The organism is Brevundimonas sp. AAP58, assembly GCF_001295975.1.
In the GTDB taxonomy this organism is placed as follows: domain Bacteria; phylum Pseudomonadota; class Alphaproteobacteria; order Caulobacterales; family Caulobacteraceae; genus Brevundimonas.
On record NZ_LJHU01000077.1, the window covers coordinates 49,617 to 70,578 of the forward strand.

General features: G+C 68.8%; 14 protein-coding genes. 2 read left to right on the plus strand and 12 right to left on the minus strand.

The features are described from left to right. Positions 1–67: 67 nt before the first annotated feature. From IP78_RS10910 to IP78_RS10925, 4 genes are all read right to left on the minus strand, one after another. Positions 68–1,498, minus strand: a complete 1,431-nt coding sequence (locus IP78_RS10910) for an NAD(P)-dependent oxidoreductase (RefSeq protein WP_054111710.1) — start codon at positions 1,496–1,498, stop codon at positions 68–70. Positions 1,499–1,604: 106 nt separating this feature from the next. After that, entirely contained in the window at positions 1,605–3,047 is a 1,443-nt protein-coding gene (locus tag IP78_RS10915) for an efflux transporter outer membrane subunit (RefSeq protein ID WP_054111711.1), read from the minus strand. Further along, positions 3,044–6,331 carry an efflux RND transporter permease subunit gene (locus tag IP78_RS10920; protein ID WP_054111712.1) on the minus strand — a complete coding sequence of 1,096 codons (3,288 nt, stop codon included), beginning with the start codon at positions 6,329–6,331 and terminating at the stop codon, positions 3,044–3,046. The genes IP78_RS10915 and IP78_RS10920 overlap by 4 nt, the downstream gene beginning before the upstream one ends. 11 nt (positions 6,332–6,342) lie before the next feature. After that, positions 6,343–7,557, minus strand: a complete 1,215-nt coding sequence (locus IP78_RS10925) for an efflux RND transporter periplasmic adaptor subunit (protein ID WP_054111713.1) — start codon at positions 7,555–7,557, stop codon at positions 6,343–6,345. Between the two features lie 190 nt (positions 7,558–7,747). Here IP78_RS10925 and IP78_RS10930 point away from each other — a divergent pair, with 190 nt between their 5' ends. Continuing rightward, a complete protein-coding gene (locus tag IP78_RS10930; RefSeq protein ID WP_231680992.1) occupies positions 7,748–8,317 on the plus strand; it encodes a TetR/AcrR family transcriptional regulator in 570 nt (189 codons plus the stop codon). A 404-nt stretch (positions 8,318–8,721) separates the two neighbouring features. On the opposite strand, the gene glyS is transcribed toward IP78_RS10930, so the two are convergent. The 7 genes from glyS to IP78_RS10965 all read right to left on the minus strand — a co-directional run bounded on the left by glyS (position 8,722) and on the right by IP78_RS10965 (position 18,109). Continuing rightward, positions 8,722–11,094 carry a glycine--tRNA ligase subunit beta gene (gene glyS / locus IP78_RS15685; protein WP_054111715.1) on the minus strand — a complete coding sequence of 791 codons (2,373 nt, stop codon included), beginning with the start codon at positions 11,092–11,094 and terminating at the stop codon, positions 8,722–8,724. Continuing rightward, a complete protein-coding gene (locus IP78_RS10940; RefSeq protein ID WP_082384968.1) occupies positions 11,094–11,564 on the minus strand; it encodes an endonuclease domain-containing protein in 471 nt (156 codons plus the stop codon). Before IP78_RS10940 ends, glyS begins: the two co-directional genes overlap by 1 nt. A 59-nt stretch (positions 11,565–11,623) precedes the next feature. Next, positions 11,624–12,514, minus strand: a complete 891-nt coding sequence (locus tag IP78_RS10945; protein WP_054111716.1) for a glycine--tRNA ligase subunit alpha — start codon at positions 12,512–12,514, stop codon at positions 11,624–11,626. Positions 12,515–12,611: 97 nt separating this feature from the next. Further along, positions 12,612–13,481 (minus strand): fasciclin domain-containing protein, encoded by an 870-nt coding sequence (locus IP78_RS10950; RefSeq protein ID WP_054111717.1) that lies wholly within the window; start codon positions 13,479–13,481, stop codon positions 12,612–12,614. A 223-nt stretch (positions 13,482–13,704) separates the two neighbouring features. Then, positions 13,705–14,571: a 4-(cytidine 5'-diphospho)-2-C-methyl-D-erythritol kinase gene (locus tag IP78_RS10955; protein WP_054111718.1), complete on the minus strand. Its 867-nt coding sequence runs from the start codon at positions 14,569–14,571 to the stop codon at positions 13,705–13,707. Then, a complete protein-coding gene (locus tag IP78_RS10960) occupies positions 14,568–16,391 on the minus strand; it encodes a tetratricopeptide repeat protein (RefSeq protein ID WP_082384979.1) in 1,824 nt (607 codons plus the stop codon). The genes IP78_RS10955 and IP78_RS10960 overlap by 4 nt, the downstream gene beginning before the upstream one ends. A 62-nt stretch (positions 16,392–16,453) precedes the next feature. After that, on the minus strand, positions 16,454–18,109 hold the full coding sequence (locus IP78_RS10965; protein ID WP_054111727.1) for an electron transfer flavoprotein-ubiquinone oxidoreductase: 1,656 nt from the start codon (positions 18,107–18,109) through the stop codon (positions 16,454–16,456). Between the two features lie 184 nt (positions 18,110–18,293). Between IP78_RS10965 and IP78_RS10970 the strand changes: the two genes are divergently transcribed. Continuing rightward, positions 18,294–19,079, plus strand: coding sequence for a uracil-DNA glycosylase family protein (locus IP78_RS10970; protein WP_054111720.1), 786 nt, complete (start codon positions 18,294–18,296; stop codon positions 19,077–19,079). 4 nt (positions 19,080–19,083) lie between these two features. Here the strand turns inward: IP78_RS10970 and IP78_RS10975 are convergent, their stop codons facing one another. Beyond that, complete coding sequence (locus IP78_RS10975) at positions 19,084–20,895, minus strand: aminopeptidase P family protein (RefSeq protein WP_054111721.1); 1,812 nt, start codon at positions 20,893–20,895, stop codon at positions 19,084–19,086. Between the last annotated feature and the right edge of the window lie 67 nt (positions 20,896–20,962).

Sequence of the window (20,962 nt, forward strand, 5' to 3'; positions counted from 1 at the left end):
GTGAGAGTCTTCGCCCAAAGAACTGGGCCCCGGCTTTCGCCGGGGTGAGCGGAGAGGAGGGGGTGGCTCATGCCGCCACCTCCTGCGTACCGGCGCGGAGATAGCGATCGATCTCGGCGGCGGCGTCCTGCCCGTCCTTCACGGCCCAGACGACCAGGGAGGCGCCACGCACGGCGTCGCCGGCGGCGAAGACGCCCGGCAGGCTGGTCGCGCTGCTGCGGCCCGCGACCTTCAGCGTCCCCCAGTCGGTCAGGGCCAGGTCCGGGTCATGGGCGGCGAAGGCCTCGGGTTCGAAGCCCAAGGCCTCGATCACCATGTCGGCCTTGACGTCAAAGTCGGTGCCCGCGACCGGGACGATCTCGCGGCGCTTGCCGAACTCCGGCTCGGACAGGGCCATTCGGGCGGCGCGGACGGCGGCGACCTGATCGCGCTTCGACATCAGGGCCTTGGGCGCGGCCAGCCATTCGAAGACCACGCCCTCTTCCTCGGCGTTGGCGACCTCGCGCGCGGAACCCGGCATGTTCTCACGGTCGCGCCGATACAGGCAGGTCACCGACTTGGCGCCCTGGCGGATCGCGGTGCGGACGCAGTCCATGGCCGTGTCGCCGCCGCCGACGACGACGACCTCGCGGCCCTCGGCGGTGTGCCAGTCGGCTCCGGCCGCGTCGCCCAGATCGCGGCGGTTCTGGTGGATCAGGAAGTCGAGCGCCGCGACCGTGTCGCCCGGCCCCGCGCCCGGGACCTGAAGCGCCCGCGCCTGATAAACGCCGAAGGCCAGCAGCACGGCGTCGTGCCGTTCCCGCAGCTCGGGCAGGGTCACGTCGCGTCCGACCTCGCAGCCGGTGACGAAGACCACGCCGCCGTCGACGAGGCGATCGATGCGGCGCTGGACGATGCGCTTCTCCAGCTTGAAGCCGGGGATGCCATAGATCAGCAGGCCGCCCGGCCGGTCATGACGGTCGTAGACGGTGACGGCATAGCCCTGCTCGCGCAGCCGGTCGGCGGCGGCCAGGCCCGCCGGACCCGCCCCGACGATGCCGACGCTCTCGCCGCGTTCATGGGCCGGACGGATCGGCTCGACCCAGCCGTTGTCGAAGGCGGTGTCGCCGATGAAGGCTTCGACCGAGCCGATGGTCACAGCCTCCCAGCCGGACTGGTTCAGCGTGCAGGAGCCCTCGCACAGCCGGTCCTGCGGGCAGATGCGGCCGCAGATCTCGGGCATGGTCGAGGTGGCCGAGGCCACGCGCCAGGCCTCGCGCAGGTCGTCTTCGGCGGCGAGGTTCAGCCAGTCTGGGATGTTGTTCTGTAGCGGACAGGCGTTCTGGCAGAAGGGCACGCCGCAGTCGGTGCAGCGCCCGGCCTGGGTCTCGAGCGCCTCGGCCGTCGGCTTGACGATGATCTCGCCGAAATCGCGCACGCGCGCGGTCGCGTCGGCCTTGGGCAGGCGGCGCGGTTGGACGACGAAGCCTCGCGGCTCGGAAGGGCCCTTTTGCTGCATGGCAGCATTTAACGACAAGCGGGCCGGATAGCGCAAACGATTTCCGATTGGCGCGACACAGACGGCAGATCGAGCACGAAACATGCTCGATCTGCTTGATCGACGGTCAAGCTTCCCAACCGCCCGCCAAGGCCTTGAACAGGGCGATCTGGTAGGTCGTGACCAGGGCTTCCGACTGCGCCAGCGTCGCCTCGGCCGAAGCCTCGGTGCGTTCGGCGTCCAACACCGAGAGGAAGCTGTCGGCCCCGGCGTCGAAGCGTAACCGGGCCAGGCGCGCGGCCTCGGCGGCCTGGTCTCGGGCCTCGGTCAGGGCGGCGCGGCGGTCCAGCTCGTTGGCGTAGTTGGTCAGCGCCGTCTCGGTCTCCTGAAGCGCCAGAAGCACCGTCTGGTCGAAGGTGGCCAGCGCGGCGTCGGTGTTGGCCTCTGCCCGATTCACACGCCCCTGGGCGACGCCGGGGTTGGTGTAGGACCAGGTCAGAAGCGGGCCCAGGCTGAAGCGGAAGTTGTCCTCCTCGCCCAGTTCGCCGATGTCGAGCGCGGTGGCGCCCAGCGAGCCGCCCAGAGTGATGCGGGGATAGAGGTTGGCGACGGCCACATTGACCCGCGCCGCCGCCGCGATCAGCCGACGTTCGGCCTCGCGGACGTCGGGGCGACGGGCCAGCAGGGCCGCGCCGTCGCCGACCGGAATGGGCTGGGACAGCTGGGGCGGACGGGTGCAGGCGCGCGCCGCCTCGCTGACCTCGGCCGGGGTGCGGCCGGTCAAGGTAGCGAGCCGGAACAAAGCCCCGTCCCTCTGGGCGCGCAGCGTGGGCAACTGGGCCCGCGTGGAGGCCAGCTGGGATTCGGCCCGGGCGACATCGAGGCCCGAACCCGCCCCGCCGTCCCGCAGGCGCCGGGTCAGATCGGCAGTGCGGCCCTGGAGCGAGATCGTCCGTTCCGCCACGGCGATCTGGGCGTTGGCCGAACAGGCGTCGGCATAGGCGCGGGCGGTCTCGGCCGCTACCGTGATCTGGACCGTGCGCATGGCGGCCTCGGAGGCGTCGGCGTCGGCGCGGGCGGCGCGAATGGCGGCCGAGACGCGACCGAACAGGTCGACCTCGTAGCTGGTCTCCAGCCCGACGTCGTAGGTCTCCAGCTCCTCCTGCGCCCCGCCGGGACCCTGGCCGGGCGGGATCGAGCCGGCCGACTGGCGGCTGTAGGTGCCCGACGCCGTGGCCGTCAGGGTGGGCAGGCGGCCGCCACGGGTCTCGCTAAGGGTGGCACGCACCGAGCGGACATTGGCGATCGCGGCTTCCAGCTCGTTGTTCTCGGCGAAGGCCTGTTCGATCAGGCCGTCCAGCACCGGGTCGGCGTAGAGCCGCCACCAGTCGTCGCGCGCCTCGGCCGTCGAGACCGCGCCGTTGGCGGTCCCGACCGGCGTGCTCACGAAGGCGCCCGACGCCGAGGGGGGGAGAGGGGCGTCAGGCGCCTTCGGCCCGACCGCGCAGGCCGCCAACAGGGCGGTGGCGGCGACCGCGGTCAGGAGGGGGGTGATCTTGGAGCGGATCATGCGGCGTCTCCCTGCCGCGGCGCGCCGAGCGCGGGCGCGGGTCCAGGCTGGGTGATGGTGGACGGTCCGGCGAAGTCGCCTTCGTCGTGGCCGCCGGAGGTGGGCGGCTTCTTCTTCGCGCCCTGCGGCAGCCGCTTCGCCAGCGCCCGGGTGATCACATAGAAGACCGGGGTGAAGACGAGGCCGAACAGGGTCACGCCCAGCATGCCGAAGAAGACGGCGGCCCCCAGCGAGCGGCTCATCTCCGCCCCCGGACCGGTGGCCAGCACCAGGGGCAGCACGCCCAGGATGAAGGCGAAGGAGGTCATCAGGATCGGACGCAGGCGGATGCGCGCGGCCTCGACGGCGGCGTCGCGGGTGTCGAGGCCCTGCTCCTCCTCAGCCTGCTTGGCGAACTCCACGATCAGGATGGCGTTCTTGGCCGCCAGCGCGATCAGCACGATCAGACCCACCTGCACCAGGATGTTGTTGTCGAGACCCAGCGCGTTCACCCCCAGCATGGCGGCGAGCAGACACAGCGGCACGATCAGCAGCACGGCCAGCGGCAGGGTGAAGGCCTCGTATTGGGCGGCCAGCACCAGGAAGACCATCAGCACGGCGACGATGAAGATGGGCGCCGCGCCCCCGGCCGCCGCCTTCTCCTGCAAGGCCAGCTCGGTCCATTCATAGCTGAAGCCCGGCGGCAGGACCTGTTCGGCCATCTGCTCCATGTGGGCCAGCGCCTGGCCGGACGAGACGCCCGGAGCGGCCGCGCCCTGAAGCTCGGAAGCCGTGAACAGGTTGTAGCGGACCACGCGGGCAGGTCCGGATTCCTCCTTTAAAGTCGCCAGCGAGCCGATGGGGACCATGGCGCCAGAGGACGCGCGGACCTTCAGATTGGCGATGTCGGCGAGATCATCGCGATAGGCGGGCTCGGCCTGGGCGGTCACCCGGAAGGTGCGGCCGAGCAGGTTGAAGTCGTTGACGTACGACGAGCCGAGATAGACCCCGAGCGTGTTGAACACGTCGTTGGGCTGGACCCCCATCATCAGGGCCCGGTCGCGGTCGACGTCGGCGGTCACGCGCGGCGAGCCGGTGTTGTAGAGGGAGAACACCTGCTGGACCCGGTCCGGGGTCTGGGCCGCCGCGCCCATCATGGCGAAGGTGGCCCCCTCCAGCGCGCCGTAGCCGGCGGACTGGCGGTCCTGGATCATCATCTTGAAGCCGTTGCCGTTGCCCAGACCCTGGACCGCCGGAGGGGCGATGACGAAGATGTTGGCGCCCTGGATGCCCTGGGACGCGCCGGTGATGGCGCCGGCCAGAGCCACGGCCGCGGTTTCGCGCGTGGTGCGATACTTGAAGTCGTCCAGCCGCACGAAGATGGTCGCGGCGTTGGAGCCGAACGAGAAGCTGGAGCCATCCAGGCCGGCGAAGGCCACGGTGCCGTCCACGCCTTCGGTCGACTTCATGATGTCGGACGCCTGGGTCATGATCGCCTGGGTCCGGTCCAGCGACGATCCGGCCGGCAGCTGGATGACGCCGATCAGGTAGCCCTGGTCCTGCTCGGGGATGAAGCCCGACGGGGTGTCGATCAGACGCCAGGCGGTGAGCGCCAGCATGCCGACATAGACCGCCAGAACCAGGCCGATGACCCGCACCGCGCGCGCGGTGAAGCGGCCGTACTTCTCCGACAGCCATTCGAAACCGCGGTTGAACTGACGCCCGGCCCAGGCCGCCCGGTAGGGGATCTCGCGCCAGCCGCCGCGCCGGGCGGTCGCATCGTCATGCGGCTGATGATGGCGCAGCAACACCGCCGACATGGCCGGCGACAGCGTCAGCGACACGAACAGGGAGATCACCGAGGCGGCCGCGATGGTCACGGCGAACTGGCGATAGAAGATGCCCGGAATCCCCGGCACGAACATGGTCGGCACGAACACCGCGACCAGCACCAGGCCAATGGCGATCAGGGCGCCCGACACCTCCTGCATGGACTTGTAGGCGGCCTCCTTGGGACTGAGGCCCTGGCGCAGATAGCGTTCGACGTTCTCGACCACGACGATGGCGTCGTCGACCACGATGCCGACGGCCAGGACGAGGCCGAACAGCGAGAGCGAGTTGATCGAATAGCCGAGCCCGAGCAACACCGCGAAGGTGCCGACCAGCGAGACCGGAATGGCCACGATCGGGATGATGGCCGCGCGCCAGCTCTGCAGGAAGATCAGCACGACCAGGACCACGAGGACGATGGCCTCGATCAGGGTGGTCTGCAGCTTCTCCACCGACTTGGCGACGAATTCGGTCGGGTTGTAGGGGACGCTGACCTCCATGCCCTGGGGCAGTTCGGCGCGGATGGCCTCGACTTCGGCCAGCACCCGGTCGGCGGTGCCGAGCGCGTTCGATCCCGGTTGTTGCAGGATGGCCATGCCGACCCCGCGCTCGCCGTCGAAGAAGCCGCGGATGCCGTAGTCCTGCGCCCCCAGCTCGACACGGGCCACGTCGCGGATGCGGGTGACGGCGCCGGTGGTCGGGTCGGTCCGGATGACGATGTCGGCGAACTGTTCCGGGTCCGACAGCCGGCCCTGGACCTGGATCGGCTGCTGGAAGGCGGCGGCGTTGGTGGCGAACGGCGGCTGGCCGATGGAGCCGGCGGCGGCCTGGACGTTCTGGGCCTGAAGCGCGGCGGTTATGTCGGTGGCGTTCAGCCCGCGCGCCGCGGCCTTGTTCGGATCGATCCAGATCCGCATCGAATAGTTGCCGCCGCCGAAAACCTGGACGGCGCCCACGCCCTCGAGCCGCAGCAAGCGGTCGCGAATGTTGGCGTTGGCGTAGTTGCCGACGTAGTCGTTGGACAGCACCTCGCCCGGAGAGGTCAGGCCGATGACCATCAGGAAACTGGTGGTCTGCTTGTTCACCACCACCCCGACCTGACGCACCTGTTCGGGCAGGCGCGGTTCGGCCAGCGCGACCCGGTTCTGGACCAGCACCTGGGCCTGATCCAGGTCCGTGCCCGGCTGGAAGGTCACGGTGATGGCGACCGCCCCGTCCGACGTCGAGGACGACGTCAGATAGAGCATGTTCTCCACCCCGTTCACCTCCTGCTCGATGGGAGCGGCAACGGTCTCGGCCAGGGTCTCGGCCGAGGCGCCGGGATAGGCGGTATTGATGGTGATCGTGGGCGGCGCGATCTCCGGGTACTGCGACAGGGGCAACAGCGGATAGGCGAACACCCCGACCAGGGTGATGAAGACCGACAGGACGGCCGCGAAGATCGGCCTGTCGATGAAGAAGCGCGAGATGTTCATCGATCAGGCCTTCAGTCGCCGGAGGCGAGCGATTGCGTCAGGGCCCCGGCCGAGGTGCCGGTGGCGGCGGGCGGGGCGGTGGTGACCGGGGCCTGCTCCTGGCGCGGCTGGCGCTGGATGCGGCCATTGGTCGGCTGGACCCTCATGCCGGGCATGGCGCGTTGCAGGCCGTCGATGATGATGCGGTCCGTCGGCCGGATGCCCGAGCGGATGACCCGCAGCCCATCGACCAGCGGCCCCAGCTGAACCGGCGTCGGCGTGACGGTGCCGTCGGCGTTAACGACCATGACCACGCGGCGCGCCTGATCGGTGGCGACGGCGCTGTCGGGGACCAGCAGGGCGTCATAGGCCCCGGCGCCGGCCACGCGCCCTTGCGCGAACATGCCCGGCTTCAGGAAGCCGTCGGCGTTGGGAATGACAGCCCGGGCGCGGATGGTGCCCGACGCCGGATCGACGGCGTTGTCAGTGAAGTCGAGCGTACCGGCGCGGGTGAACTCCGCCTCGTCCTGCAGGCGCACGCGCACTGGGGCCGAGCGGCCCGCGCGGGCGTCACGCTGGTACTTCAGCAGCAGGGCCTCAGATGCCTCGAAAACGAAGTAGATCGGCGAGGACGAGACGATGGTCGTCAGGACGTCGGCTTGCGACGAACCACCGGCGATCAGGTTGCCCGGATCGACGCGGCGGTCCGATACGCGACCCGACGCCGGAGCCACGACGCGCGTGAACTCCAGATCCAGCTGGCGAGCGCGGACATTGGCCTGGGCTGAGGCGACGGCCGCCTCGGCCTGTTGCAGCGCGCCGCGGTTGGTGTCGACCTCGGCCTGGCTAACGGCCTGGCTGGCCAGCAACCCTTCCGAGCGGGTCAGGTTGGTGCGGGCGAGCGTCAGCTGGGCCTCGGCCTGGCTGAGCGCCGCGCGGGCGGCGGCCAGCTGGGCCTGAGCCGGACGCGGATCGAGGGTGAACAGCAACTGGCCGCGCCGGACGAAATCGCCGTCGCGGAAGTGAACCGCCTGGATAAAGCCGCCGACGCGGGCGCGCACTTCGACCTGGCTGGTCGCTTCGAACCGGCCGGTGAAGTCGTCCCAGTCCACAACCCTCTCGGCCAGCGGCACGGCGACCGTGACCGGGGCGGCGGGCGGCGGCCCCTGGGCCTCCGAACGTTGCGAACAGCCGTAAAGCGCGCCCGTCAGAAGGACGGACACGGCCAGAATCTTCAGCCCGCGCATGCGCGCAATCTCCCTGTCGGAGGATTTCCCTGTCAGGCGGCGACCCAATCTACCGGGGGGTGGTCAACGCCTGTTGACTTAGATGTGACGAACCCTCACGCTTGTCAACACGTGGTGACATCGTCATATCGGGATAACAGCAAGACAGGACCTGAACGCCGCAGATTCGGGACTTTCCAGGGAGATCACATTGGGTTTCGCCGCCGTCTGCCCACGCCCTCGCAACGCCGCCGCGACGCGCACGGCGATTCTCGACGCCGCCGCCAAACGTTTCGCGGCCGAGAGCTACGAGCAGGTGGGCATGCGCGATATCGCCCGCGACGTGGGGGTCGATCCGGCCCTGATCTCCCGCTACTTCGGCTCCAAGGAGGAGCTGTTCCGCGCGGTGCTCGACGACTGCGACGGCGACGAGCTGATGGACGGCGACCGCGCCACCTTCGGCGAGCGCATGGCCGAGGACCTGATCTATGGTCCCGCCAAGGACGAGGATCTGGCCTGGCTGCTGATCATGCTGAAGTCCGCCGGCTCGCCCAAGGCCGCCGAGATCGTGCAGCAAGCCGCGATCGAAGGCTTCTACGAGCCCTTCACCGCCTGGCTGGGCGGCGAGGACGCGGCGATCCGGGCGCGGATCCTGGCGGGCATCCTCATGGGCGTCGCGGTCGGCCGCGACCTGTCAGGCGGCATGAAGCTGTCGCCCGAGGAGTGCGAGCGCATGAAGGCGCGGCTCGCGCCCATGCTGCAGGAACTGGTGGACGGCTGAGGGATTTCCCCGCTCGGTCGCTCATCCTCGCGAATTTAGGGACCGGGTGCTGAAGCGAGGCATGCCGGTCAGGATCAAGAGGCGGCTATGCGCCCTCCGGGGCTCGCCCTAGAGCTCTCGATTTCGCACGGAGGAACAGGGGAAATGCGGCGAGCCGGCCCCTGCCGATGGTTCGTTACGGTGTGCGCCCGAGCCAGTCGGTGACCAGACACACCATGCCGACGACGGCCAGGGCGTGAACCAGAAGCTGATAGGCCAGATCGCGCTTACGCCAGGTAGTGAAAGGCGAGTTCCTCATTTTACGCAGGTATATGAAGGCGCTGGCGTTGGATAGTCAGCTCGTGAGGGTCGGCGCGCAGCGTCCGATCCCAGGATGACGTCCCAAGACGAGCGGGTGCGTTGAACTACCCCGCCACCTGCCCGAAATCGGCGACGCGGCCCATGACCGCGCGCACCTGACCCAGCAGCTTGAGCCGGTTCTCGCGCTCCTCCAGCACATCGGAGTTGACCATCACGTCGGTGAAGAAGTCGTCCACCGGGGCGCGCAGGCCCGCCAGCGCCGTCATGGCGGCGGCGAAGTCCTCGGTCGCCAGCGCCTGATCCACCGCGCCTCGCGCCCGTTCGACGGCGAAGGCCAGCGTCGTCTCGGCCTCGGGCTGGTTGGGCAGGCCGGTCCCGACGGCACCCTCCGGCAGCGGCCCCTTCTTCTCCTCGGCCTTGAGGATGTTGGACGCCCGCTTGTAGCCCGCCAGCAGGTTCGCCCCGTCGTCGGTAGCGAGGAAGGCGTCAAGCGCCTCGACCCGACGCACGATGCGGACGAGGTCGTCGTCGCCCAGCGCGAACACGGCATCCACCAGGTCGTGGCGCTTGCCCTGATCGCGCAGGAGGACTTTCAGGCGGTCGGCGAAGAAGGCGAGGACCTCACCATCAACGTCGATTTCATTATCGTGCTGCTCGCCCCCGACTTTGGTGTGAGCTTTATTGATGAGGTCCGAGGCGAACTTGAGCAAAGATGGGAACTTATCGTTCTCAGCTGCTGCAAGTGTTCTCGCCATGCTCGCCTGCGCATCGCGCATCGCAATTCTTGAGGCAGCTGAAACAGCGTAGAATGCGCAGACGATTAGTGTCTGAGCCAACGGAACCCGGTGACCGTTCTCCACGATCAGTCGAATGGCACCCAACGCAGCACGCCTCAGTGCGAAAGGATCCTTCGACCCTGTAGGCCGTTCGTCGATGGCGTAGAAGCAAGCAAGCGTATCCAGCTTGTCGGCCAGAGCCACCGCCACCGTCAGCGGCGCGGTCGGGACCGTGTCCCCCGGACCCTGCGGTTTGTAGTGGTCGCGGATGGCGTCGGCCAAGGCTGAGCCCTCCCCCTCGAGGGGGGTCGAGGAAGGATCGGCGAAGCCGGTCCGACGAGGTTGGGTGGGGGTGGAGGCACGATCTTCGTCAGGAGGCGAGGAGACTCCGACGGAGTCTTCCGGGGTCACCGGCCACTCAGTGCCTCCACCCCATCCCCGGCCCTTCCCCCTCGAGGGGAAGGGAGAAGGAAGCAGGGCTCTCGCGTAATAGCCGCCCATCACGCCTTGAAGTTCAGGAAACTCGCCGACCATGCCGCTGGCCAGATCGGCTTTTGCGAGACGAGCCGCCTGTTCCGCCTGATCCGGATCGGCCCCGACCAGCGGCGCGATCTCGCGGGCGAGCGCCGCGATCCGCTCCACCCGCTCGGCCATGGTCCCCAGCTTGGCGTGGAAGGTCACGCCCTCCAGCTTCTTCAGCCAGGCGTCGAAGCCGACCTTCCTGTCTTCGTCCCAGAAGAAGCGGGCGTCGTTCAGGCGCGCCGACAGCACACGGCTGTTGCCGGCCGCCAGCGCCTTGCCGCCATCGGTCGCCTCGACGTTGGCCACGACGACGAAGTTGGGGGCCAGCCCGCCCGTCGCCGGGTCGCGCACGGCGAAATACTTCTGGTGCGTCTTCATCGACAGCCGGATCACCTCCGGCGGCAGGTCGAGGAACGACGGGTCCATGTCGCCCAGGATCGGCGTCGGCCATTCCGCCAGACCCGAGACCTCCTCCAGCAGGCCGTCGTCGTCGATCATCTGCAGGTTCTGCGCCTGGCATACGGCTCGGGCGCCCTCGACGATGCGGAGCTTGCGATCCGCCTGATCCAGCAGGACGAAATTGGCCTCCAGCTGCGTCCGGTAGTCCTCGAACGACCGCACCTTCAGCGGATGACCCGAGCCCATGAAGCGGTGCCCCTCGGTCAAGTCGTCGCTCTGAATGCCCTCGACCGCGAACGGCACGACCGCCCCGTCGAACAGGCACAGGATGCGCTTCAACGGCCGGACCCAAGTCAGGCTGCCCGTCTCCCACCGCATGGACTTCGGCCAGGGGAAACCGCGAATAATCCCCTCGACCATCTCGGGGATCAGGTCTGCGGTGGACCGCCCCTTCTGCTCGATCACGGCATAGAGCACGCCGTCGCGCTCGGTCAGCTGCTCACGCGTCAGACCGGTCTTTCTCAGGAAGCCCTCCAGCGCCTGCTCCGGCGCCGAGACCTTGGGCCCCTTCAGCTCCTCCGACCGATCCGGCGTCGCCGCCGGCAAACCCTCGACCACCAGGGTCAGCCGCCGGGGCCCCGCGAACGTCGTCAGCGCCTCGTATGTCAGCCCGGTCGCCTTCAGCCGCTCGCCCGCCATGCGCTCCAGATCACGCGCGGCCTGCGCCTGCATCCGCGCGGGGATTTCCTCGGAGAAGAGTTCAAGAAGGAGTTGGGGCATCAGATTTCGCTAGAGCCCTTCCCCTCGAGGGGGAAGAGTTGGGATGGGGTGGAGGCACGGGCGAAGCCGGGAGGCACGTAGGCTCCGGCGGCTTTGCTGATCTTTGCCACCACGGTGTCGATCTCTCGTTCAACCCGCTGCGTCGGGAAGCGCAGAACGCGATAGCCTTGGCTTATGAGCCACTCGTCGCGGGTCAGATCTCGCAGGGCGACGTCGGTCCGGTTGTGAACGCCGCCATCGACCTCGATCACCAGCTTCGCTGAATGGCAGGCGAAATCGACGATGTAGGGACCGATGGGAGCTTGCCTGCGGAAACGGACCTCAAGCTTACGAAGGTGCTGCCAGAGCCGAGCTTCGGTGCGGGTGGGTTCGGACCGAAGGCGGCGCGCGCGGTCGACCCCGCCTGGCTTGATCTTCGGCGTTCGCGCGAACCGATCGATCAGAGGGGCGTCGGAGTCTTCGGGGCTCATCAGAGACTTGGTGCCTCCACCCCATCCCCAACCCTTCCCCCTCGAGGGGAAGGGAGACGTCACGCCGCCGCCCTTTCCTGTTCGACCCAAGCCAGCGCACACGCCTTGCACAGGTCCCGGATGCGGCCGATGTAGCTCTGCCGTTCGGCCACCGCGATCGCGCCGCGAGCGTCCATCAGGTTGAACAGGTGACTGGCCTTCAGCACCTGGTCATAGGCCGGCAGCACCAGCGCCTGCCCCTGCGGCCCGGTCATGGCCAGCAGCCGCGACACCTCCGCCACCATGTCCTCGAACCGACGCTTCAACCCCTCGACGTCATAGCCGTGGAAGTTCGCTTCCGACTGCTGGCGCTCATTCTCCAGGAAGACCTCGCCGTAGGTCGTTCCCTCCTTGGTGAACTTCAGATCATAAACATTATCAACGCCCTGGACATACATGGCCAGGCGCTCCAGCCCATAGGTCAGCTCGCCCGACACCACATCGACCTCGATGCCGCCGACGCCCTGGAAGTAGGTGAACTGCGTCACCTCCATGCCGTCGCACCACACCTCCCAGCCCAGACCCCAGGCCCCGACCGTCGGGTTCTCCCAGTCGTCCTCGACGAAGCGGATGTCGTGCAGCTTCGGATCGATGCCGATGGCCTTCAGGCTGTTCAGATACAGGTCCTGCAGATCGTCCGGGTTGGGCTTCAGGATGACCTGATACTGATAATAGTGCTGCAGCCGGTTGGGGTTTTCGCCATAGCGGCCGTCGCCGGGGCGGCGGCTGGGCTGGACGTAGGCGGCCTTCCACGGCTTCTTGCCCAGCGCGCGCAGCACGGTCGCAGGATGCAGCGTGCCGGCCCCGACCTCGATGTCATAGGGCTGCAGGATGGCGCAGCCCTGGTCGCCCCAGTAGCGGTGCAGCGTCAGGATCAGGTCCTGGAAGGCGAGCGGTTCGGTCTGTTTCAAGGCGGTTTCGCAGGCGCAAAAGGAAAGGCGGCGGACCCTAGAGCCCGCCGCCCTTCAACTCAACCGGACCTGTCACGAGGTCGGTGCGAAGGCCCGCTTAGGACTGCGGCTCTTCGGTTTCGGTGGTGTCGTCCTGCTGACCGTCCGTGGGGTTCGGAACGGGCGGCGAGGCGACGGTCTCGACCGAGGTCGCGACTTCACCGTTCGGAGCCTTGATCGCGGCATCCACGCCAGCCGCGGCCTGCGGAGCCGGGTTGGTCGACGGCGGGGCGACTTCGCCCGCGTCCATGTCGCCCTGCATGCCATCGTCGGTCATGGTGGCGTCGTCAGCCGGGGCGACCGGCTCGACCTCATCCGAGACCGGCGGCGTCGCCTCCTCTTCCGCGTCACCCGTCGCGACAAGCGACTGGGCCGGGTTCAGGACGCGGTCGATAACGAAAATCGCGCCATTGCCGGCGTCGATATCGGCCTGGGTCACGGTCGCGGCGTCGACCTTGATCGCGTCGCCGGTACCGTCCAGCTGGACCTGGGTGCGGGCGGCCGTCTCGACGCCACCCAGCGCGCCCTCGATCTGGCTCGAGTTCACGTCGGCGACGATCACGTGATAGAGCAGCAGCTGACGCAGTTCATTGACGTTGGCCGGGTCCAGCAGGCGTGTGCGCTCCGCTTCCGGCAGGGCCGCGAAGGCCGCGTCCGTCGGGGCGAAGATCGACACCGCGGGCTGGGTGCGCAGGGTCTCCGTCAATTGGGCGGCGTCCAGCGCCGACAGCAGGGTCGAGAACTCGCCGCGCTCACGCAGCACATCGACGACCGTGTTGGTCGACGCCGGGGTCTGGGCCTGGGCCGAGGCTTCGGCAGCGGGCTGGGCCGGAGCCGGCTGGGCGGGCGAGGCGTCCTGGGCGAAGGCGGGGCCCGCGCCGAACAGGGCGATGGCAGCGGTGGCAGTCAGCAGTCGAGTGCGAAGCATGACAGTATCCTTTTCAATGCTGCACGGACCGCCGGGGAGGAAAGGCTTCGCGGTCCGTTACTCAGTTTTACAGGGCCAACAAGACCTGTCGGCCACGGCCGGTTCCACTGATGAGCATCATTTCGGAAACTAAGGCAGAGCTCAGGATAATCTCTGGGCAATCCCGACTAGATTGCCGGATTGATGCCCCGTGATGGCCGCAATCTCAAGCGTTGCCATTGACCTAGCCGAGAATGCCCGGGGTGATCCACCAGCCAGGGTATTGGGCCTTGAGGCGGAGAGCGGCTTCCTGAGCTTCCGCTGACGATCCAAAGAGGCCGAACACGGTCGCGCCGGACCCACTCATGCGCGCCAGCATCAACCCCTCACTCTCGCGCAGCGCGGCCAGCGCGCGTTCAATCTCTGGCTGAAGGGCGATCGCGGGCACCTCGAGGTCGTTCCTCTGGGACGTCAGCCATGCCACCACGTCGGGCGGATTCCAGTGGGTCGGATCCGATGGCCTGTCGGCTTGCCCCGCTCCGCCCGCATCATAGGCCCGATAGACCGCGCCCGTCGGCGAGGGAACGCCGGGGTTGACCAGAAGGACAGGCAGCCTCGCCATGTTCGGCGCATCGGTCAGGACATCGCCGATCCCCTCGGCCCGGGCCGTGCGGGCGCGCAGGCACATGGGACCGTCCGCGCCGATCACGCGGGAGATCTCCGACAGGGCGGCCTCGTCCATGCCCAGCGACAGGGCGCGGTTGGCCAGACGCAGGGCGGCGGCGGCATCCGACGAGCCTCCGCCCAGCCCGGCCGCGATCGGCAAACGCTTGTCCAACGTCACGGCAAGCGGCGGCTCGCCAATGCCGGCTGCGTCGCCCAGGGCCCGCAGCGCCCGCAGGACCAGATTGTCCCCCTCCCCGGCCAGGCCCTGTTCAAACGGCCCCGTCACCTCCAGCGACAGCTGATCGGCCGGGGCCACGGTCACCACGTCCCCGACATTGGCGAAAGCCACGAGACTGCACAGCGGATGATAGCCGTCCGGCCGAGGCGCGCCGACGTGCAGGAACAGGTTGACCTTGGCGGGCGCGAGCGCGCTCAGCGTCGTCAGAGGCCAGCTCCGACGCTCGCTTCCGGTGTCAGGCCTTCAGCCAGCTTGCGCTCGACCGCCGCGCGGCGTTCCGCGTCGGGGTCGAGCGTCAGGACACGGCTCCACTGAAAGCCCGCCTCCCTCCGGCGGCCCACCATCCAGTAGGCATCGCCGAGGTGATCGTTGATCTCGGCATTGGCTGGCTCCTTGGCGACGGCCTGCTCCAGGGTCTCCACGGCGACGTCGTACTGACCCTGACGGAACTGGGCCCAGCCCAGGCTGTCCTGGATGTTGCCGTCCTCGGGGTCGGCGGCGTGGGCGCGAGCGATCATCTCAGCGCCTTCGGCGACGCGGGTCCCGGAATCGACCCAGAGATAGCCAAGATAGTTCAGGTAGATCGGCTCGTTGGGGGCCGACTGGAGCGCTGTCCAGAGCTCGGCCTCCGCTTCCGGGATGCGGCCGAGCGATTCATAGGCGGCCCCTCGCAGGAAGCGGATGTCGGCGGTCTGGTCGGCGGTGTTGAGCAGAGGGCCGTTCAGAATCGCCAGCGCCTCGTCGTATCGCTCCAGCTGCATCAACTGACCGGCCGTGACCCGGGCGATGCGCGCGTCTTCAGGGGAGGAGCGCTGGGCGGCCTGGAAGGCGGCGAGCGCATCCTCGTTGCGGTCCTGTGCGGCGAGGGTCAGGCCCCGCTGAACCTGGGCGGCGGCGTGGATATCCGCTGGCTGTTCCGGCACCTGGGCCAGAACCGACAGGCCAAGGTTGCGAAGGTCCTCTTCCTGGGTCGCTGTCTGACCAAGCAGATAGAGGGTCTCGGGCGTGCGATCCAAGGCGATGGCAAGACGCAGGTAAACCACCGCGAACTGCTCCGCGTTCTCGGCCGAGGCCTGCCGCGCCGCGATCGTCAGGGCCTCGGCGGCGCCCTCGCGCAGGCTGGGCAGGGCCGGCGGACGGCCTCTTGAGGCGGCGCGCTCGCGCGCGAGCGCGAGAGCCGGGTCCGGCGATCCCTGGGCGATGCCTGCGTCATAGACGGCCAGGGCCTCGTCGCGGCGGCCGCGCCGCTCCAGGAACTCACCATAAGGCACCCGGAAGATCGGAGCCGTTCGGGGATTGTCGATCAGCACTCGCAGCGCCTGTTCGGCCTCATCGTGGCGACGGCGGCGCTCCAGCAACTGGGCCCTGTTGTAGCGACCGAAGACGACGACCAGCGGGTCTCCACTCAGATCGGGCTCGGTGAGCGCCGTCTCCCAGTCGCCCGCCGCCGCCGCAATCCAGGGTGAGACCAGAGCGCCAGCGCGGGCGTGGGGCGCGCTGACAGGATCGGCCTTGAGCCGGATGTTGGCGCGGCGGGCCTCCTCGCGTTCGAAGTCGAGGACGGCCGAGACCAGTTCGGCCGCTTCGCCGATCGCGGCCGACAGGCTGGCGTCGGACGAGGCGGCTCGGGCGGCGTAGCTCAGATCGCCAGCCAGAAGCGCCGCCGTCGTCGCCTGCTCGGTCACCGAGGGCTGTTCGGGCGTCAGGGTCTGGACGGCGCTGAGGAACTCTGCGCCCTCATCGAACGCGCCTTGCGACAGGGCGGAACGCCCCGACAGGAACAGCCCATAGGCCGTGCGGCCCGCCTCGTCGCGCGGCGACGGGGCCCAAACCCGCGGGATCGCGTCGATCGTCGGGGCCGGCGTCTCCTCGCCCTCGCCGACGACGATCAGGGGCGGCAAGGGCGGCGGCGAGGTCTCGAGCTCGCGCAAGGGAATGTCCTGCACGCGTGGCGCCGGAGCCTCCTGCGCCACGGCGGTCGTGGCCAGCAGAGTGGCGACGAGCAGGGTCGAGCGAAGGGCGGTCATGCGCATGGTCGCGACAATCCCCGGCTTATGCGGCGACGGCAAGGCCCCTCCCCCGCCGCGCGTCACATGTTCGGATAGTTCGGCCCGCCGCCGCCCTCGGGCGTGGTCCAGACGATGTTCTGCGACGGATCCTTGATGTCGCAGGTTTTGCAGTGGACGCAGTTCTGGGCGTTGATGACGAAGCGCGGATCGGTCTTCGCCGCCTCGTCGGCGTAGACGACCTCGTACACCCCCGCCGGGCAGTACAGCCGCGCCGGCTCGCCGTAGATCGGCAGATTGACCAGGATCGGCTTGTCCGGATCGATCAGCTTCAGGTGCGCCGGCTGCTCCTCGGCGTGGTTGGTGTTGGAGATGAAAACGCTGGACAGCTTGTCGAACGACAGCTTCCCGTCCGGCTTGGGATAGGCGATCGGCTTGTGCTTGGCCGCCGGCTCGGTGGAGGCGGCGTCGGTCTTGCCGTGCTTCTGGGTGCCGAAGACGGACAGGCCGCCTGTCAGGCTCTGGCACCACAGGTCGAAGACCCCGAGCGCCCCGCCCAGGGTCGTGCCGAACTTCGACAGCAGGGGCTTGGCGTTCCGGACCTGCTTCAGCTCCTTGTAGACCCAGCTGTTCTCATAGGCCGTCTGGTATGCGTCCAGCACGTCGCCCGCGCGGCCGGCCATCACGGCGTCGTAGGCCGCGTCGGCGGCCAGCATGCCGGTCTTCATGGCGTTGTGGCTACCCTTGATGCGGGGCACGTTCACGAAGCCGGCCGAGCAGCCGATCAGGGCCCCGCCCGGGAAGGCCAGCTTCGGTACCGACTGGAAACCGCCCTCGGTGATGGCCCGCGCGCCATAGGAGATGCGGGTGCCGCCTTCCAGATGCTCGGCGATGGCCGGGTGGTGCTTGAAGCGCTGGAACTCGTCGAACGGCGACAGGTGCGGGTTCTTGTAGTTCAGGTGCACGACGTAGCCGATGGCCACGTAGTTGTCCCCGAAGTGGTACATGAAGCTACCGCCGCCGGTGTGCTCGTCCAGCGGCCAGCCGGTCGTGTGCTGGGCCAGGCCCGGGCGGTGCTTCTCGGGCGGAACCTGCCACAGCTCCTTCAGCCCGATGCCGAACTTCTGCGGTTCCTTGCCTTTCGCCAGCTCGTGGCGGGCGATGATGGTCTTGGCCAGCGACCCGCGCACGCCCTCGGCGATGAAGACGTACTTGCCGTGCAGCTCGATGCCGGGCTGAAAGTCGCCGGTCGGCTGGCCGTGCTTGTCGATGCCGAAGACGCCGGCGACGACGCCCTTGACCCGGCCGGTGCCCTCTTCCCAGACGACGTGGCTGGCGGCCATGCCGGGATAGACCTCGACGCCCAGCGCTTCCGCCTGTTCGCCCAGCCAGCGGCAGACGTTGGCGAGCGAGGCGATGTAGCAGCCGTCGTTGTGCATCATGGGCGGCAGGGCCCACATCGGCAGGCTGACCTGGCCCATCGGGCCCAAAACCATGAAGCGGTCCTCGGTGACGGGCGTTTCCAGCGGCGCGTCGCGATCCTTCCAGTCGGGGAACAGCTCGGTCAGGGCGCGCGGGTCGATCACGGCGCCGGACAGGATGTGTCCGCCGACCTCGGCCGATTTTTCCAGCACGGCGACCGAGATGTCCTTGCCGTCGGCGGCCGCGCGCTGCTTGAGCCGGATCGCGGAGGCGAGGCCCGCCGGGCCGCCGCCCACGATCACGATGTCGTACTCCATGACGTCGCGCTCGACGCCCTGGAGCGCCTCCAGCGGCGGCAGGTTGTCGAGGATGGCTTCCTGGGCGGGGGACGTGGCGCCGCCTTCGATGGCTTGGGCCATAAGGACCTTCGTTGTTTTCCGTGGACGCCCCTTATCCGAAGGTGACGCGACGGCGGTCAAGGCTTATCCCTGACGCAGTCCCATGAACGTCGAACCTCGCGACATCGCTGCGATCGAGAGCCTGCTCGCCTTCTGGCGCGACGCGGGCGTGGACGCCTGCTTTGAGGAGGTGCCGCAGGATCGGACCATCGTCGTCGCCCCCGCCTTGAAGGCCGTGGCCAAGGCGACGGCGTCGGTCGTGGTCCCGGTCGACACCCGCGACGTGGTCGCCGAGGCGCGGGCGCTGGCGCGGTCCGCCGACAGCGTCGAGGCTCTGGCCGAAGCGGTGGCGACCTTCCGGGGCTGTGATCTCGTCGGACAGGGCGCGCGGGGCTGCGTCTTCGGACGTGGGAGCGCGCAGGGCTCGCTGCTCGTGATCGGACATGCTCCGGCAGCCGAGGACGAAAGCGCGGGCGAGCCCTTCTCCGGCCGGATCGGGACTCTGACCGACCGCATGCTGGCCGCGATCGCGGCGTCCGACCAGGCCTATCTGACCAACACGGTGTTCTGGCGTCCGCCGGGCGACCGGGCGCCGACGCCCGAGGAACAGGCGACCTGCGCGCCGTTCCTGGATCGGCTGCTGGAGCTGATGAAACCGCGCGCGGTGCTGTTGCTGGGGGCCGTCGCGGCGCGCGGGGTGCTCAAGAGCGAAGAAAGCATCGTCAAGGCGCGCGGTCAGTGGCGCGAATGGCGTCTGGCGGAAGGCGACATCTCGGCTTCTGCGCTGGCAACCTTTCATCCGGCCTTCCTGATGAAACAGCCCCAGGCCAAGCGTCAGGCGTGGGCGGACCTGCTGACGCTGGCGGGGCGGCTGGAGGAGACCGCCTAGCCGGTCACAGCGGACGGCACTGGGCCTCCAGCCAGGCCTTGACCTCGCCGTCCAGCAGCGGGCCGACCTTGGCCAGCGTCTCCGCGTGATAGGCATCGACATAGGCGCGCTCGGCGGCGGTCAGCAGATCGACGTCGATCAGGCGGCGGTCCAACGGCGCGAAGGTCAGCTGCTCGAAGCCGTGCATCGGCCGCTCGCCGCCAGGGATGGTCTTGGCGGGGGTGACGACCTGGAGGGTCTCGATGCGGATGCCCCAGTGGCCCTCGCGGTAGTAGCCGGGCTCGTTGGAGACGATCATGCCCGGCAGAAGAGGTTGGGTGTTCACCGCCTTGGCGATGCGCTGCGGCCCCTCGTGCACGCCGAGGTAGGAACCGACGCCGTGTCCGGTGCCGTGGTCGTAGTCGAGCCCCGCCATCCACATCGGCAGACGGGCGAGAGCGTCCAACTGATGCCCGGTAGTCCCGGCCGGGAAGCGGACCGTGGCCATGGCGATATGGCCCTTGAGCACCAGGGTGAACATGCGGCGCTGGTCGGCCGAAGGCTCGCCAATCGCCATCGTCCGCGTCACGTCGGTGGTGCCGTCCAGATACTGACCTCCGCCGTCGACCAGCAGCAGCGAGCCCGGCTCCATACGGCGGATGGTGCGGGTGACCGGCCGATAGTGGGGCAGCGCCCCGTTCGGACCGACGCCCGCGATGGTGTCGAAGCTGAGATCCTTGAGCGCGCCCGTCTCCTCGCGGAAGCGCTCCAGCGCCTCGACCACGGTCCGCTCGTCCGGCAGTTCAATCTGGGCGACCGTGTCGACCCAATGCAGGAACCGCGCGAGCGCCGCGCCGTCGCGGATGTGGGCCTGACGGCTGCCTTCGATCTCGACGGCGTTCTTGGTCGCGCGCGGCAGGGTGCAGGGGTCCATGCCTCGAACGACCGTCGCGCCCGCCTCTTCCAGCCGGTCGAGGTACCAGGCAGAGGACTGGGCCGGATCGATCAGGACGCGGCGACCGCTGAGCACCTCTAGCGACGACGGCAGGGCCTCAGGGGCCTCGAGCTGAACCGCGTCGCCGAGCCAGCCGGGGAGTTCGTTCGTCACCTTGGCGGGGTCGAGGAACAGCCGCGCGCGGCCGTCCGACTCGACGATGGCCTGGGCGAGCGGCAGCGGGGTGCGGATGACGTCCCCGCCCCGCACATTGAACAGCCAGGCGATGGAGGCTGGCGCGGTCAGCACGGCTGCATCGGCACCAGCCTTGGCAACCGCCTCGCCGATGCGGGCGCGCTTGGAGGCGCTGCTCTCCCCGGAATAGCGCTCGGGATGGGGAACGACCGGCGCGGTCGGCTGAGCGGGCCGCTCGTCGCCCCAGGCGAGATCGACGGGGTTGGCCTGGACCGGCTTCAGCTCGGCACCCGCCTTGGCCGCCGCGCGACGCAGGGTCGCCAAGGCGTCCGGGCTGTGAAGGCGCGGGTCGTAGCCGATGACCGCGCCCTTCGGCACCTGCTCCAGATAGGTGGGCACGCCGCCCTCGACGAGATCGCGCAGCTCGAAATGGCCGGCGTCGACCTGGGCCTTGACCTGCACGGTGTAGCGGCCGTCGGTAAAAACGGCGGCGCGATCCTGCATAACCACGCCCGCGCCCGCCGAGCCCGTGAACCCGGTCAGCCACGCGAGGCGGTCGTTCGCCTCGGGCAGATATTCGTTCTGATGTTCGTCCTCGTGCGGGACAAGGAAGCCATCCAACCCCTGCTCGGCCATCTTGGCGCGGACGAGCGGCAGGTGCTTCGCCCCGAAGGACGGATCGGTGGTTTCGTCGAAGGTCTGGCGCATAGGTCAGCGCATAGCATCTCCCTCCCCGGCACGGGGAGGGGGGTCGAAGCGGAGCGGAGACCGGGTG